Source organism: Domibacillus indicus (assembly GCF_023715895.1).
GTDB classification, from domain to species: Bacteria; Bacillota; Bacilli; order Bacillales; family Domibacillaceae; genus Domibacillus; species Domibacillus indicus_A.
The window spans coordinates 279,994-295,430 of sequence record NZ_JAMBOO010000001.1 but is presented as its reverse complement, the minus strand read 5'-3'; the positions used below and the strand labels follow the sequence as shown (position 1 = coordinate 295,430).

At 43.9% G+C, this 15,437-nt stretch carries 16 protein-coding genes; 13 read left to right on the top strand and 3 right to left on the bottom strand.

Translation table 11 applies throughout. The annotated features are described in order from the left end of the window. Positions 1-3 precede the first annotated feature (3 nt). From M3221_RS01610 to M3221_RS01590, 5 genes are all read left to right on the top strand, one after another. Positions 4-1,359 carry a bifunctional metallophosphatase/5'-nucleotidase gene (locus M3221_RS01610; protein WP_251269782.1) on the top strand — a complete coding sequence of 452 codons (1,356 nt, stop codon included), beginning with the start codon at positions 4-6 and terminating at the stop codon, positions 1,357-1,359. A gap of 41 nt (positions 1,360-1,400) precedes the next feature. Next, positions 1,401-2,132 carry a sporulation protein YunB gene (yunB, locus tag M3221_RS01605; protein WP_251269781.1) on the top strand — a complete coding sequence of 244 codons (732 nt, stop codon included), beginning with the start codon at positions 1,401-1,403 and terminating at the stop codon, positions 2,130-2,132. A 116-nt stretch (positions 2,133-2,248) separates the two neighbouring features. Next, the gene (locus tag M3221_RS01600; protein WP_251269780.1) at positions 2,249-3,811 is read left to right on the top strand and encodes a Na+/H+ antiporter NhaC family protein; all 1,563 of its coding nucleotides are present in this window, start codon (positions 2,249-2,251) and stop codon (positions 3,809-3,811) included. Between the two features lie 205 nt (positions 3,812-4,016). After that, on the top strand, positions 4,017-5,510 hold the full coding sequence (locus M3221_RS01595) for a sodium-dependent transporter (protein ID WP_251269778.1): 1,494 nt from the start codon (positions 4,017-4,019) through the stop codon (positions 5,508-5,510). Then, positions 5,510-5,623, top strand: a complete 114-nt coding sequence (locus M3221_RS01590) for a methionine/alanine import family NSS transporter small subunit (RefSeq protein WP_251269777.1) — start codon at positions 5,510-5,512, stop codon at positions 5,621-5,623. The genes M3221_RS01595 and M3221_RS01590 overlap by 1 nt, the downstream gene beginning before the upstream one ends. A gap of 135 nt (positions 5,624-5,758) precedes the next feature. Here M3221_RS01590 and M3221_RS01585 read toward each other — a convergent pair whose 3' ends face one another. Beyond that, positions 5,759-6,385 carry a YitT family protein gene (locus M3221_RS01585; RefSeq protein ID WP_255821946.1) on the bottom strand — a complete coding sequence of 209 codons (627 nt, stop codon included), beginning with the start codon at positions 6,383-6,385 and terminating at the stop codon, positions 5,759-5,761. Between the two features lie 132 nt (positions 6,386-6,517). Here M3221_RS01585 and M3221_RS01580 point away from each other — a divergent pair, with 132 nt between their 5' ends. After that, complete coding sequence (locus M3221_RS01580) at positions 6,518-7,771, top strand: MFS transporter (protein ID WP_251269775.1); 1,254 nt, start codon at positions 6,518-6,520, stop codon at positions 7,769-7,771. Between the two features lie 75 nt (positions 7,772-7,846). On the opposite strand, the gene M3221_RS01575 is transcribed toward M3221_RS01580, so the two are convergent. After that, entirely contained in the window at positions 7,847-8,926 is a 1,080-nt protein-coding gene (locus tag M3221_RS01575) for an inorganic phosphate transporter (protein ID WP_285878543.1), read from the bottom strand. Positions 8,927-9,285: 359 nt separating this feature from the next. On the opposite strand from M3221_RS01575, the gene M3221_RS01570 reads away from it, so the two are divergent. The 4 genes from M3221_RS01570 to M3221_RS01555 all read left to right on the top strand — a co-directional run bounded on the left by M3221_RS01570 (position 9,286) and on the right by M3221_RS01555 (position 12,196). Then, complete coding sequence (locus M3221_RS01570; RefSeq protein ID WP_251269773.1) at positions 9,286-9,975, top strand: 2-phosphosulfolactate phosphatase; 690 nt, start codon at positions 9,286-9,288, stop codon at positions 9,973-9,975. Beyond that, positions 9,972-10,802 carry a phosphosulfolactate synthase gene (locus M3221_RS01565; RefSeq protein ID WP_251269772.1) on the top strand — a complete coding sequence of 277 codons (831 nt, stop codon included), beginning with the start codon at positions 9,972-9,974 and terminating at the stop codon, positions 10,800-10,802. The genes M3221_RS01570 and M3221_RS01565 overlap by 4 nt, the downstream gene beginning before the upstream one ends. Before the next feature lie 164 nt (positions 10,803-10,966). Then, positions 10,967-11,881: a lipoyl synthase gene (gene lipA, locus M3221_RS01560; protein ID WP_242234047.1), complete on the top strand. Its 915-nt coding sequence runs from the start codon at positions 10,967-10,969 to the stop codon at positions 11,879-11,881. Continuing rightward, positions 11,882-12,196: a YutD family protein gene (locus M3221_RS01555; RefSeq protein WP_251269771.1), complete on the top strand. Its 315-nt coding sequence runs from the start codon at positions 11,882-11,884 to the stop codon at positions 12,194-12,196. A gap of 66 nt (positions 12,197-12,262) precedes the next feature. Here M3221_RS01555 and M3221_RS01550 read toward each other — a convergent pair whose 3' ends face one another. Then, entirely contained in the window at positions 12,263-12,529 is a 267-nt protein-coding gene (locus M3221_RS01550) for a DUF3055 domain-containing protein (protein ID WP_242234045.1), read from the bottom strand. Positions 12,530-12,602: 73 nt separating this feature from the next. On the opposite strand from M3221_RS01550, the gene M3221_RS01545 reads away from it, so the two are divergent. The 3 genes from M3221_RS01545 to M3221_RS01535 all read left to right on the top strand — a co-directional run bounded on the left by M3221_RS01545 (position 12,603) and on the right by M3221_RS01535 (position 15,415). Continuing rightward, positions 12,603-13,058: a DUF86 domain-containing protein gene (locus M3221_RS01545; RefSeq protein ID WP_251269770.1), complete on the top strand. Its 456-nt coding sequence runs from the start codon at positions 12,603-12,605 to the stop codon at positions 13,056-13,058. Further along, positions 13,055-13,822, top strand: coding sequence for a TIGR01457 family HAD-type hydrolase (locus tag M3221_RS01540; protein WP_251269768.1), 768 nt, complete (start codon positions 13,055-13,057; stop codon positions 13,820-13,822). Before M3221_RS01545 ends, M3221_RS01540 begins: the two co-directional genes overlap by 4 nt. 87 nt (positions 13,823-13,909) lie before the next feature. Continuing rightward, positions 13,910-15,415, top strand: a complete 1,506-nt coding sequence (locus M3221_RS01535; protein WP_251269767.1) for an FAD-dependent oxidoreductase — start codon at positions 13,910-13,912, stop codon at positions 15,413-15,415. The last annotated feature ends 22 nt before the right edge of the window (positions 15,416-15,437 follow it).

Genomic DNA, 15,437 nt, shown 5'->3' with positions numbered 1-15,437 from the left:
AACATGGAAAAAACGATACATATTTACCATACAAACGATTTACACAGCCATTTTGAAAATTGGCCGAGAATTGCCCACTTTTTAAAGGAAAAGCGGGAACTGCATGAATCGGCCGGAGAGTTCGTTTTCGCTTTTGATATTGGCGATCATGTGGATCGGGCCCATCCGTTAACAGAAGGAACGCTCGGCACCTTCAACATTGAACTGCTGAATTCATCTCGGTTTGATGCGGCTGCGATCGGTAACAATGAAGGAATTACGATGCCAAGAGAAGCGCTGAACGCTCTGTACGAGCAAGCCCGCTTTCCGGTTGTTTGCGCCAACTTGTTTGAAAAAAACGGAGAGAGGCGGCCGGACTGGGTTGTACCGCATACTTTTTTTCAAGCAGGCAGCACCACGATTGCCGTTACGTCTGCGACTGCACAGTACACCGCTTTTTATGAGCTTCTGGACTGGTGCGTCACTCTTCCTATTGATGAGCTGAAAAAGCAAATTGCGATGCTGAAAAGAAGAGCAGATATTGTAATCGTGCTTTCTCATCTTGGGATGTACGATGATGAAAAGCTGGCGGAAGAAACAGAAGCGGATATTATTCTAGGCGGACATACCCATCATACGTTTCATGAAGGAAAAGAAGTAAATGGAACATTGATGGCGGCAGCCGGCAAATATGGCTATTTTACCGGCCACGTAGAGGTAGATATCGATAAAGCCGGCCGCATAGCTGGGAAACGGGCCCGTGTATATGAAACAAACCGGTCGCTTACACCTCCGCCAGATGAAAAGAAGCAGCAGGCGCTCTTTGAAGAGAAGGGGAAACAAGCCCTGTCTGTGCCGGTTGTACGGCTTCAAAAAGAGCTTTGGAGTGATTGGTTTAAGCCGTCTCCGCTTCCTCAAATGCTGACCGAAGCACTTACAGAGTGGTGCAGAGCCGACTGCTCCTTTTTAAATGCAGGCGTCGTATTGGGGAATTTGCCGGCAGGGGATATCACAAAATACGACCTGCATAAACTGCTGCCTCATCCTATAAACCCTTGTTTAATCGAATTGACAGGGGCGGAGCTGGCAGAAGTCATCCGGCAGACATGTGATGAAAAATGGCCGCATCTGCAAATTAAAGGGCTCGGTTTTCGTGGAAGCGTCATGGGCCGATTTGTATATGACCGCATCGAGATCGATAAGCCAAACATTTTCATTAACGGTGAGCCGATCGATATAAAGCGGACGTACAAGGTTGCAACCCTTGATATGTTTACATACGGTCATTACTTTGTGGAACTGCATCGTGCTTCATCAAAACGGTATTTCATGCCCGAATTTTTACGCGATATTATGGAATGGAAGCTTCTGCAACTATAAGCCTTCTTTCCCGCATACAATGCGGAAAAGGAGGTTTTTTTATGCGCAGGCGCAGGAAATGGAAAAGCCGTGCTTCATCATCGGGCCGCCGCCGCTTTTTAACTGTTGTTATTTTGTTTATTGCCGGCATTATTTTTGTTCTTTGGCTGATCAACCGGAATATTCAGCCAGTCATTTTAAACTTCGCTGAGGCGCAGACGAACAAAATTGCTTCAATGGTTCTGCAAAAAGCGATCAGTGAGGAAATTACCGAAAATCTTGATATAAAAGATATCATGACGACCGAAAAAGGCGATGGAGGGTCGACGACGTTTAATGCGGAAGTGATCAACAGGGTGCTTGCCGAAGTGACCGATCTTGCCGAAGAAAACCTGGACAAAGCGGAAGCGGGTAATTTAACGGAACTTGAAGAGATCTCAGGTGTCGAAATTGATACGGAAGAAACAGCACGGGCGCAGGGGATTGCTTACACGATCCCGCTCGGACAAATTACAAATAACGCTATTCTTGGCAATCTTGGACCGCGTATTCCGATTCGCTTTCATGCCATCGGGGACGTTACATCGAATGTCAAAACAAAAGTGGAGCCGTTCGGTATTAACTCTGCTTATGTAGAAGTATACATTGAACTTGAAGTCAGCGTAGAAGTTATCGTTCCATTTGCGGTGGATACAACAGTCGTCAAACAAACACTTCCTGTAGCGATGGGGCTTGTTCATGGAACGGTGCCAAATTACTATAATCCAGATGCCATCAATGTACCGTCAAAATAAAAAGCATAGAAAAGGTCTGTATTTTTTGATACGATGTTAAAGAAATAAATTATAAAGGCAATGCAGCCAATAAGCCATTGCTTTTTTTTATTGCACAAAATGGAGGAGAAATGCTTTTGGAAAATACAATTTTTTCACTTTTACCGCCGGTCCTGGCGATTGTAATGGTGGTTTTAACACGCCGTGTGCTTTTGTCGCTTGGTGTTGGGATTATAGCGGCAGCTTTTTTGCTTGCTGATTTTGAAATTGGGAAAACCTTCTCGATCGCTTGGGGAGCATTATCTGCTAATGTGTACACAAGAACAGATGGAGCATTTGAATGGAGTGAATGGAATTTATATATTATTTTCTTTTTGCTGATTCTAGGTATCATTACAGCGTTTATTACTATTTCCGGTGGCAGCCGCGCTTTCGGGGAATGGGCTGTTACACGTGTAAAGTCACGCACCGGTGCTCAAATAATGGCAGCTTTACTTGGTATTTTGATCTTTATTGATGACTATTTTAATGCACTTGCAGTAGGCCAGGTATCACGGCCTATTACTGACCGCCATCGTATTTCACGTGCCAAGCTTGCTTATATCATTGACTCGACATCTGCTCCGGTTTGCGTAGTAGCACCGGTATCAAGCTGGGGCGCTTACATCATAGGATTGATTGGCACCATTTTAACTGCTCACCAAGTAACGGATATCACCGCTTTCTCAGCGTTTATGCAAATGATTCCTATGAATTACTACGTTTGGGCGGCACTCGGAATGGTCTTTCTTGTTGCGGTATTAAACAGGGAGTTTGGACCAATGAAAAAGCATGAAAATCATGCTATTCAAACAGGAGAAGTGGTATTCAGCGGCCGTGAAATCCCTGGTGAGCTAAAAGAAGATTTGCCGGTGAGTGACCGCGGCACGATCGGAGGACTTGTCTGGCCGATTGTAGCATTGATTATCGGTACGGTCGCAGCTATGCTTTTTACGGGCTCCAAAGCGGCAGGAGAAGGCGCAGACATTTTTGCTATTTTTGAAAACACAGATGTAGCAAAATCATTGTTTATTGGTGGAGTCATCGGGCTTATTACAGCATTGGTGGTTTTTGCACGACAGGCCGCTGTGTTCCCTGAGGGAGCCGGTGCTGTATTAGGGAAAGGGATAGTCGAAGGCATTAAATCCATGCTTCCCGCAGTGTATATTTTATTTTTAGCGTGGACGATCGTAGCATTGATTGGTGAGCTTGGAACAGGCACGTATTTAGCCGGCCTTGTAGAAAAATCTGACTTGAACATTGGCTTTTTACCGATGATTTTATTTGTGACAGCCGGTATTATGGCTTTTGCAACTGGAACAAGCTGGGGATCGTTTGGGATTCTTCTTCCGATTGCCGGTGAAATCGCAGCAGCAACAGATATTTCGCTTTTACTGCCGGCTTTGGCAGCCGTTTTAGCGGGTGCTGTATTCGGAGACCACTGCTCGCCGATTTCAGATACAACGATTCTTTCATCAACCGGGGCAGGAAGCAACCACATGGACCATGTGATAACACAAATTCCTTATGCGCTCGTATCCGCTTTAGTGGCAGCGGCGGGTTATCTTGTGCTCGGTTTTACGGAAAATATGTTTCTTGGGCTTGTCGTGACGATTCTTTTACTAGTTATATTGGCTTTTATTTTAAAAAGAACAAAGTAAAATTTTTTAGAAAAAAAGACCTGTATATGGAAAATATACAGGTCTTTTTTGTTGGGTAAGCGGATTCATAGATAATTAACTGAATTATTCTAAAAAAATAATAAAAAAGATATTTACGAATATTTTAAAGAAGATTATAATAAAGATGGTCTTCGGAAATTATCTGAAAATACAAAATTTTGAACATTCAAGGAGGTCCATATATATGGAACAAAATCGTCCACAATGGGGGTCCCGCGCTGGATTTATTATGGCAGCGGTTGGCTCGGCAGTCGGACTCGGAAACATTTGGCGTTTCCCCGCAGTAGCGTATGAAAATGGCGGAGGTGCTTTTTTCCTTCCCTATTTGTTCGCTTTATTAACAGCCGGAATCCCACTGCTTATTATGGAATTTACAATGGGTCACAAGTATCGCGGTTCTGCACCGCTGACAATGACAAGAATTAATAGAAAGTCAGAGTGGCTTGGCTGGTGGCAGCTAGCAATTTCTTTTTTCATTGCAACGTATTATTCTGTTATTATTGCATGGGCTACATCGTATTCATTTTTCTCATTTACAAAATCATGGGGTAACGCCCCGCAGGACTTTTTGCTGGGAGAATATTTACAAGTAGGTGAACCGGGCCAGCTTGGCGGGTTTGCAGGTGGTGTTCTTCTTCCGTTATTGCTTGTGTGGATTGTAACATTGGGCATTATGTTTTCAGGTGTTAAAAAAGGAATTGAAGCAGCTACGAAATTTATGCTTCCGCTTCTTGTTATTTTATTCTTTATTGTTGTAGTACGCGCGTTGACTTTGCCAGGAGCTGTTGAAGGCTTAAATGCCTTTTTCCAGCCGGATTGGTCTAAAATTTCGGATGGTAAAGTATGGATTGCAGCTTACGGCCAAATTTTCTTTAGTTTGTCAGTCGGGTTTGCTATCATGATTACTTACTCCAGCTATCTGCCGAAAAAAGCAGATATTACGAATAATGCTTTTATTACAGCTTTTGCAAATTCCTCATTTGAGTTGCTTGCTGGCTTTGGTGTTTTTGCCGCTCTTGGGTTTATGGCACAGCAACAGGGTGTAGCGGTAGAAGAAGTTGTATCAAGCGGAATCATTTTAGCTTTTGCCGTCTTCCCGCAAATTATTAATGAGTTTCCAGTAGCAAGTGGATTTTTTGGATTCTTATTTTTTATCTCGCTTACGCTTGCAGGGTTAACATCGCTTATCTCCATTATTGAAACGTTTGTGGCAGGACTGCAGGAGAAATTTAATATTTCCCGAACAGTATCTGTAGCAGTAGGGGGAGGCCTTTCAGCGTTAATTTCACTTTTATACGCCACAAAAGGCGGTCTTTTCTTTTTAGACACGGTAGATCATTTTATCAACTTGTATGGAATTGTGTTCGCTGGGTTCGTTGAAGTTATTCTTGTTGCCTGGGTATTTAAAGAATTGGATTCGTTGAAACAGCATGCGGATGCCGTTTCTGACATAAAGCTGGGTGCATGGTGGAAATTCTGCTTAATGATTTTAACGCCTATCGTGCTGGCTTATATGATGTTTGATAACATTCGTCAGGACTTGTCTACTCCATATGAGGATTACCCGCTTTCATTCCTGATTACCTACGGCTGGGGTACGGCAGCACTTGCCATTATCATTGGGGTAGTCTTTATGTTTATTAAGCCTTTAAGCCGGAACAGCAAGGAGGGGCTATAATGGATACAAGTGCAATTGTGATGATGGTCATTGGGGTTGTGATCATTTGGGGCGGCCTTGGTGCCAGCATTGGTCACGCAGTAAAAAAAGCAAAAGAAAACAAACATTCATAATAGCAAAAAAGCGGATTTAAACGCTGCTCTGCTGAATACTTTGCAAAATCAAAGCTGGATTACCGATAAGGTAATCCGGCTTTTTATATTATTTACAGTAAACAGCGAACCATTCCTATTTTCATGGGGAATGATTTATTTTTTACGCCAGATAAAATCAAAAGTCAGAATGTTTTTAGGGCGGGGAACGGTATACAGCCAGCCAATGGTTCTTGTGGACATCCATTGGCAAATAAGAGCTTGGACGACAATTTCCCAAGCGATGGCATAAGCTGTGATCAGGAAAATAAAACCATTAATCCAAAAAAGCGGTTTACTGGGATTCACATGCCTGTACTTGGCAATAATTAAAGCGATGACGCCAACTCCTCCGTTTGATACTCCCTGCCTTAATAAAATGGATACGCCTGTACCAAAAAAGAGGGAGCCAAAAAACAAATCAATCCATACATTTGAAAATGGTGATTCTAGGTATACGTTAAAGATGTTGACCGAAATAGAGGTAATCGTAATGCCGAGCAGTGTACCTAAAGCACTCATGCCTCCTAAATAGTGAACAGCGAACAAAAGCATAGAAGAATTAACAAGCCACAGCGCAATGCTTATTGGAATATCCAGCCAGTAATTCAGCAGTACAGTCAGCCCGGCGCCGCCGCCGGAAGGAATAAAGTTAGGGAATAAAAACACGCCCATAGCGAAGCCCTGCATAACCGCTCCCACACTGACTAAAAAATACTTTCTGACTAAAGCGCGGAAGGTCAATGGAGCATAACTTTTATTGTTGGTTTTCAGAAAAAATCATCCCCAATTACATATAAAATGGCGTGCTCGTCCTTCTTTTTAAAGTGTATGCGGCACTGTATAAAAAGAATACGCAAGGAGACCATACATTTAATGAGCTGTCACAAAAACATTAAACGGGGTGTGCATGTGGGGAAACAGGCTGAGAAAGTAAGTATATGGTGTGTTGTAAGTATGGCTTCCATTCCGCTCATCATGACGTTAGGAAATTCTATGCTGATACCGGTTTTGCCGATCATGGAAAAAAAGGTGGGCATTTCCCCTTTTCAGTCCAGTATGATTATCACAAGTTACTCGGTTGCGGCTGTTCTTTTAATTCCGCTTGCGGGATATTTATCGGATCGGCTTGGACGAAAAAAAATCATTTTGCCCAGCTTGATTCTCGCCCTCATTGGAGGACTCATTGCCGGGTTTGCCTCCTGGAAAATGGCCGATCCCTATGCCTGGATTATTATCGGCCGGATTCTGCAGGGGTTTGGTTCAGCGGGAGCGATGCCTGTTATCCTGCCGCTGGTGGGAGATCTTTACAAGGACAATGCGGAAAAAACAAGTGCCTGTTTAGGGACCATTGAAACGTCGAATACATTTGGAAAAGCGTTAAGCCCGATCCTCGGATCTATACTGGCCGCCTTTTTATGGTTTGTGCCCTTTTTCGCTATTTCTGTTTTCAGTTTGATTTCAATCGCATTGATTTTTTTCTTTGTTAAAGAACCGGAAAAACAGGGAAAGCCTAAAAAATTCAAGGAATTTTTAAATAATACGAAAAAGACCCTTAAAAAAGAAGGGAAATGGCTTTTTACCGTTTTTCTTTTGGGATTTTATGTGTTTTTGGTATTATTCAGTGTGTTATTTTACCTATCGGACATTTTGGAGAAAGTACATCAAATTTTTGACATCAAAAAAGGTTTTATATTAGCAATTCCGCTTTTCCTGCTTTGTATTGTGGCGTTTACAGTCGGGCGCAAAATCAAAGGGAATTTGCCAACTATGAGGAAAATCCTTATTGTTTGTTTGATTATTACATCTATTAGTGTGGTATTTGTTGGTTTTGTCAGCAAGCAGCTGATCCTTCTTTTGGTAGTGACCAGCATCCTGGGAACGTCGATTGGAGCTGTTATGCCTGTACTGGATGCCATTATTACAGAGAACATCAAAAAAGAAGAAAGAGGCACTATTACCTCTTTTTACAGTGCAGCCCGGTTTGCCGGGGTAGCAGCAGGGCCGCCTTTGATGTCTATCGTGATGGCAAAATTTTTAAATGGAGGGTATATTACAGCAGGCGTACTGGGACTGATTATGCTATTTGTGGTCATGAAATTTATTCAGGTAAAGGAAATCGAAAACTGAAGACTTTCCCTGTCTTGACAGGACCGGACGATCTATATGTGTTCCGGTCCTTTCTTTATTTTTGAACGATCCAGCTTATTTAACTTTATTTCCTTCTTTTAGGAAAGCAGGCTTTGCAAGGCCGATCGGTTTAATCAAGCTGATCGAGCCAATCGTAGCTGCAAAAACAGAAGCACCCACGATGACGGCATAAAGATCAAAATCCAAAAACAGCTTAACGAGGTTGTAGGAAATAACCAGAGAAAAAAGCGGGGACACGAGCCATACTTTCAGCAGCCTGCTGATAATGCCTTTTTGAAATATTTTTGCGCCTTCTTCCGAAAAGCCTATACCGAGAATACTGCATGTGGTCACCTGGGTTTGTGGAACAGGAATGCCGAATAGAGAAGCAATAATCACGAGTGTCCCGCCGAGACCTGAAACCGCACTTCCTTGAAGCAGACTCAGGTCGGTCAGCTTTTTCCCATTTGTTTCGATCACTTTTGCGCCGAGCAGCAGCGCGCCCGCTGCAGTAAATAGTCCGCCGATCACAATCCCGTTTTGGATAGAGATCAGCCCGGAAGCAGCGAGCGGACCGATCGAGTTGGCGACATTGTTCATACCGGCTGAAAAAGCTTCCAAAAATCCTGTGCAGATCACTAATACGGACAAAATTTTGATCCATTTCGGCTTTTTTAAAAACAACAGCCGGGCTTCTGCTTGTTTTACTCCTTTATTTAAAAGCCAGGCGAAAAAAAAGGCTACAATCGGAATAAGAATCCAATACATCATAATCGTCAACAGCGTACTGATAAATACTTGTTTGTACGCCACCCCAACGCCAACAATCGCTCCTACCGTCACTTCACTTGTGGAAAGCGGGATCCCGGAAATATTGGCGATAAAAAGTGAAATAGCGGCCGAGCAAAGAATGATCAAGGAAATGTGAATGCTGATCAATTCTTGTGGAATAATCCCTGAACCAAGGGTTTTAGCTACTTCGCCGCCGCCTAAAGCCGCTCCGAGCAAAACGCCGATTCCGCAAATAACCAATGCCATCCGCCTGTTTTTTAACGCTCCAGAACCATAGGCAATGCCCATGGAGGCAGCGGCTCCGCTTGCACCGATATTGAGTGCAAAGAAAAGGGCTGCCAGAAAAGCCAATAAGGTAATCATTTTCCTGTTCCGCTCCTATCCATTCGGGTAACGCCCGCCTTCTATTTTCTCACTGGACTGGCATCTTGTACGGGTTATTCCTAAACAAGCAGCTGTGCTGCAGCTGGCTGCACTCCTTCCTGAAACAAACAAAACCAATAAATAGGTGAATTCCTAAAAGCAGTTTATTCAGCATTTAGAAAAAGAGTTCGAATGGAAAAAAGCAGGCTGAGCAAATGCCCAAAGAAGCAAAAATCAAGAACCATCTGAAAAATAGACGAATAAATTAGCTATATGCTGATAAGGTGAGAGACAAATGAATGCTAACATAAGCGGTTTGTCAGCAGGCAGGGAAAACGTTAAAAGGAGAGGAGCAGATAATGGCAGTCCGAATTTATCAAGGCCACTCTCACCAGCTGAGCTGTGCCGATGTGAATGTTGTGATTGACGTCATTCGTGCGTTCACTTTTGCCCACTACGCGTTTATAAAAGGGGCAGAGGAAATTTTACTGGCAGAAACAATCAATTCTGCACTTCAAACAAAAGAAAAAAATCCCACATACATGCTGGCTGGTGAAGAGAAGGGGCTCTACATCCCTGGATTTGACCTTGATAACTCTCCAGCCAGCCTTCTTGAAGCGAACAACATGGAGGGGAAAATTCTCGTTCAAAAAACGACCAATGGAGTAAGAGCAGCGTTACATGCATTAAACGCCAGCCATGTATTTGTAACGGGCTTTTCCAATGCGAAAACAACCGCTCAATACATTCGCCAGCTCGTCGGGAAAAACGCGGACATTAATATAATCGCTTCTCATCCGAGTGGCGATGAGGATCTTGCCTGTGCCGAATACATGAAAGCTATTATCGAAGGAGAGAAAGGCTGCTCCGCGTTTGAAACAGTTTCGAGAATTAGAGAAGCAGAGCCGGCACAAAAGTTTTTTGATGATAACCGGCCAGAATTTAAAAGTGCTGATATTGCCCTGTGTGTGAAAGAGCTGGACACTGGTTTTGTGATGGAAGTAAACCAGAAAAATAATTTACCAAGAATTGTGAGGGTGAATGTATGAGGGACACAGGGCTGAACCTGCCGAAAAGAAGCAGTAAACCAAGAGGAAATGGGCTCACCGTTCTGATCGATAACGGGGTTCCATTGCAGCTTTTTCAAGACACGATCAATAGTTCAGAAGCATATATTGATTTTGTGAAATTTGGATGGGGAACAGCGCTTGTCACAAAGCACCTCGAAGAGAAAATTGCCTGCCTGCAGGAAAATGGAGTGAACTTCTTTTTTGGCGGAACGTTATTTGAGAAGTTTGTCAGCCAGAAGAAATTGAGTGATTTTGAGAAATTTATCCAAAAGCATGGATGCCAGTACATCGAAATCTCGAACGGCACAATCGACATGACCAACAGGGAAAAAGCAGCTTATATAAAAGGGTTTGCTAAGGACTTTACTGTGTTTAGTGAAGTAGGAGCCAAAGACAGTGACAAATCTCTGCATCAAAATGCATCTCAATGGGTCGAATGGATTCTTGAAGATATTGAAGCCGGCTCAACCAAAGTGATCACCGAAGCGCGTGAAAGCGGCACAAGCGGAATTTGCCGGAGTAATGGGGAAATGCGCATGGAAATCGTGGATAAAATACTAGAAACGGGAATGGATCTGCAAAAAATGATTTTTGAAGCACCCTCAAAAAAATTACAGACCGCTTTTATCCAAATAGCCGGCCCGAATGTGAACCTTGCTAATATTCCGTTTTCTGATGCGATCCCGCTTGAAACATTACGGCTTGGACTGCGGTCCGATACATTTTCTTTAAACGAGCGATGTATAATGACAAAAGAGTATAAGATAAATAAGGTTTCTTCTGACAGTATCGATTTCTTCATATAAAGAAAAAGCTGCATCCCTGTTAACATAAGGGATGCAGCTTTTTCGTTTATTTCTATTTTAACAGCCGGCCGTATTTTCTCCTGCTTTGAAGAAATCACCTTTTGCGAGCACTTGATAATTATGATAAAGTAGCGGTATAGTGTAAGCCGATTGGAGATGGAAAAATGAGTACGAAAGAGGAATACTTGCGTAAACCAGAATGGTTGAAAATAAAGCTAAATACAAACGAGAATTACACAGGATTAAAGAAAATGATGCGCGAAAAGCAGCTTCATACGGTTTGTGAAGAAGCCAAGTGCCCAAACATTCACGAGTGCTGGGCTGTCCGCCGTACAGCGACATTTATGATTCTTGGCAGCGTCTGCACACGTGCCTGCCGTTTCTGTGCTGTAAAAACAGGTCTTCCGACAGAGCTTGACCTGCAGGAGCCGGAACGCGTAGCGGATTCGGTTGTACAAATGAATTTAAAACACGTCGTTGTTACAGCTGTTGCGCGCGATGATTTAAAAGACGGCGGTGCTTATGTATTTGCTGAAACGGTTCGGGCCATTCGCCGGAAAAATCCATTCACATCGATTGAAGTACTTCCTTCTGATATGGGCGGGATTGAAGAAAACTTACAAATGCTAATGGATGCCAAGCCTGATATTTTAAATCATAACATCGAAACGGTCCGCCGCTTAACGCCGCGTGTTCGTGCGCGTGCAAAGTATGACCGCTCGCTTGAGTTTTTACGCCGTGCGAAAGAAATGCAGCCGGATATCCCGACAAAATCAAGCTTAATGGTTGGTCTCGGGGAAACAAAAGAAGAGATTATTGAAGTGATGGACGACCTTCGTGCGAACAACGTAGATATCATGACAATTGGGCAATACTTGCAGCCATCGAAAAAACACTTAAAGGTACAAAAATATTACCATCCAGACGAATTTGCCGAGCTGCGTGAAATTGCCATGTCAAAAGGGTTCAGCCACTGCGAAGCGGGTCCAATGGTCCGTTCTTCCTACCATGCGGATGAGCAGGTTAATGCTGCGGCAAAAGCGAAACACGCCGAGGGCGAAGCACAGGCGGCCCAATAAATGATTACGATTCAAAATGAAAACTATGAAATTGTTGAGGAGCGGACAGAAGGATTTAATGAAGAAGCCTTTCGGGCCCGCTACAGCGATATTTTGGCAAAGTATGATTATATTGTCGGCGACTGGGGATATGGACAGCTTCGGCTCAAAGGGTTTTTCGAAGATGACAACAAAAAAGCCTCCTACGACAACAAGTTTTCGACTATACGTGATTATTTGCTGGAATACTGCAACTTCGGATGCGGCTATTTTATTTTAAAAAAGCTGCCTGTTGCGGCAGCACCGAAAAAACCAGCTGAGTCTCAAGGAAAATAACAGGCGGCGTGTTTGCCTATTTGTATGGCGCGATTCAATATGAATCGCGCCATGTTGTTTTAAGCGTTAAATCACTTCATATAAAAATTCTTTTAACTCCGCCGCTTCTTCTTCACCCATATTAAACGCATATTCAATATAGCCCGGCTCTTCCAGGTCATCGCGGCCGATAATGGCATATGTATTTCCCTGCAGGTTTAAAACGACCGATTTGCCGTAATAGCGGTCCGTCTGCATAAGGGCCAGGTCGTATCGGCTGTGTTCGCCGGCAAAGCTAACAAATCGCGTTACCGTCGTATCTTTTTCGTCATAAAGAAAAAAACGTTCACTCATGTGCTGTCCTCCGCTCTACATTTTCAACCATTGTACCACATGATACAATAGAAGCGGAAAGGATGGATGGCCTGTGTATTTTATTGACCGTAAGAAAATAGAAGCAACACTTCGCTTTATGGAGCAGCAGCTCGATTTGTTCCACTCTCAGCCAGCCTGGGGAACAGTCATTGAAAGAGCGGCACTGGAGAGAATTGCCCAAACGGTTGTGGAATCGATCATTGACGTTGGCAATGCAATGATCGACGGCTTTATTATGCGTGATCCAGGAAGTTACGATGACATTATTGATATTCTGGACGATGAAAACGTCATTCTGCCAGAACAATCTGCTCCTTTAAAAGATGTAATCGCTCTTCGGAAAATGCTTGTCCGCGAATATATCTCTATTTCGCATGATGAGCTGGCGGCGGTATTTATCGCCAATAAAAAAGAATTGGCTGATTTTCCAAACCGTGTCCGTGCTTATTTGGAACATGAGCTTGGACCTGTTTCTGCATTTTTACCGGAAGAAGGAGAAAAGAAATGACACGTTATAAAGGCTATTTAATCGATTTAGACGGCACAATGTACGCCGGCACACAAATTATTCCGGGAGCAGCAGAGTTTGTTGACCGCCTGAATGCTGCGGGCCTTCCTTATTTGTTTGTGACGAACAACTCATCCCGTACACCGGAACAGGTGGCGGACAAACTAGTGAAAATGGGTATTCATACACGGCCGGAAAATGTATTTACCACTTCGCGTGCAACGGCGCAATTTATCCATGATGAAAAACCGGGAGCAACGGTGTATGTGATCGGAGAAGATGGAATCCTGCAGGCGCTTGCAGAGCAAGGCCTTGAAGTTGTGACGCATGAACACCCTGATTACGTCGTTACAGGAATTGACCGTGGTATTACATATGAAAAGCTGGCAGGTGCCTGCTTGGCTGTGCGTAACGGCGCCCGCTTTATTTCGACAAACGGCGATATTGCTATTCCATCAGAACGTGGCTTTCTGCCTGGAAATGGCTCGCTGACATCGGTGGTGTCTGTTTCAACTGAAACAGAGCCGGTCTTTATTGGAAAGCCGGAGCCGATTATTATGGAACAGGCTATGGAAGTTCTTGGCACGTCAAAAGAAGAAACGATTATGATCGGGGATTATTATGATACAGATATCCTGGCCGGTATAAACATTGGAATCGATACACTGCTTGTGCATACGGGTGTAACGCAGCCGGAGTTTTTGGAGCGGTATGACATCCAGCCGACTTACACACGAAAAAATTTAAATGAGTGGGAATTATAAGAAACAGCACATTGCTGTTTCTTTTTTTGGGTAAAAATGAGCACATAAGGGTATGGAGTCCATATGACTAGTTTTAGGGAGGCTCTTATGAACATTCCGAAAAAATCCATATCTTATTGGAAAGACCATGAAGCACCACGGTCATTTATTCCGCTGCAAACCGATTTAACAGCAGAGGTTGTCATTGTCGGCGGTGGGATTACCGGCATTTTAACGGCATGGAAGCTGGCTAAAGAAGGAAAAAAAGCAGTTCTGATTGAGGCAGGAAAATTAACCGACGGGACAACCGGGTTTACAACCGCCAAAATTACCGCTCAGCACAGTCTTATTTATGATAAGCTGATTCGCACCTTCGGAGAAGAAAAAGCGAGACTTTATTACGAAGCAAACGAGGAAGCAATCGCTTTTATAGAGAAGACGGTCAAAGAGCTGGATATTGAGTGCGGGTTTTCAAAACAGGATGCTTACACGTATATTACAACCGATGAAATGCTTCCGGCGCTTGAAAAAGAAGCAGCCGCTTACCAAAAGCTCGGCATAAATGGAGGCTTGGCCGGTGCCTCTGCAGGGATGAACCTGCCTTTTCATGTGGAAGAAGCGCTCGTCATAAGAGAGCAGGCACAATTTCATCCCGTAAAGTTTTTAGAAGCGCTTGTGAGAGAGATGGAGGGGCAGGTTCACATTTTTGAAGATACACGGGCAGAGTCCATAGATGGACGGACGGTTAAAACAACAGACGGACATTTCATTACCGGGGATCATGTTGTTGTGGCTTCGCATTATCCGTTTAATGATTTTGACGGTGCTTATTTTGCCAAGCTGCATCCGGAACGGTCCTATGCTATTGGGGTAAAAGGGGATCACACGCTCCAGAGCGGCATGTATATCAGCCAGGATCAGCCATCGCGCTCTGTCCGATATACGCGAATGGAAAATGGAGAGCAGCTGCTTATTATTGGCGGGGAAAATCATCCAGCCGGGCGCAGCAAACAGGAGACGACTCATCATTACGAAGAGCTGGCTGCGTTTGCCAAAAAGCATTTTGGAGCTGAAGAAATCCTTTATCGGTGGTCCGCACAAGACTTAATCACACTGGATCAAGTTCCTTATATCGGGCAGATACATGAAAAAGTCTATTTGGCAACCGGATACGCCAAGTGGGGAATGACGAGCGGAACAGTGGCCGCCGCGCTGCTAACCGATTTGATTATACGGGGCAGCAGCCGGTATGCCGACGTTTACGATCCGAAGCGTGCCAAAGTGAAACCGACCGATATTAAAACATTCATTTCTCAAAACGCAGCCGTTGCAAAAGAACTGATCAGCGGAAAGTTAAAAGGAGCAGACAAAACGGCCGACTCTCTACAGCCTGGTGAAGGAGGCATCGTAACCTTAGACGGTGAAAAAACCGGAGCGTACAAGGATGAACAGGGCAAGTGCCATTTTGTCGATATAACGTGTACGCATATGGGATGTGAAACAGCCTGGAATGATGCCGAACGCTCATGGGACTGTCCATGCCATGGCTCTAGATTTTCTTATGACGGCAAAGTGCTGGAAGGGCCGGCTGTTCAGCCATTGAAAAAGAAATAAAAAAGCCGCCTGTAAAAGGCAG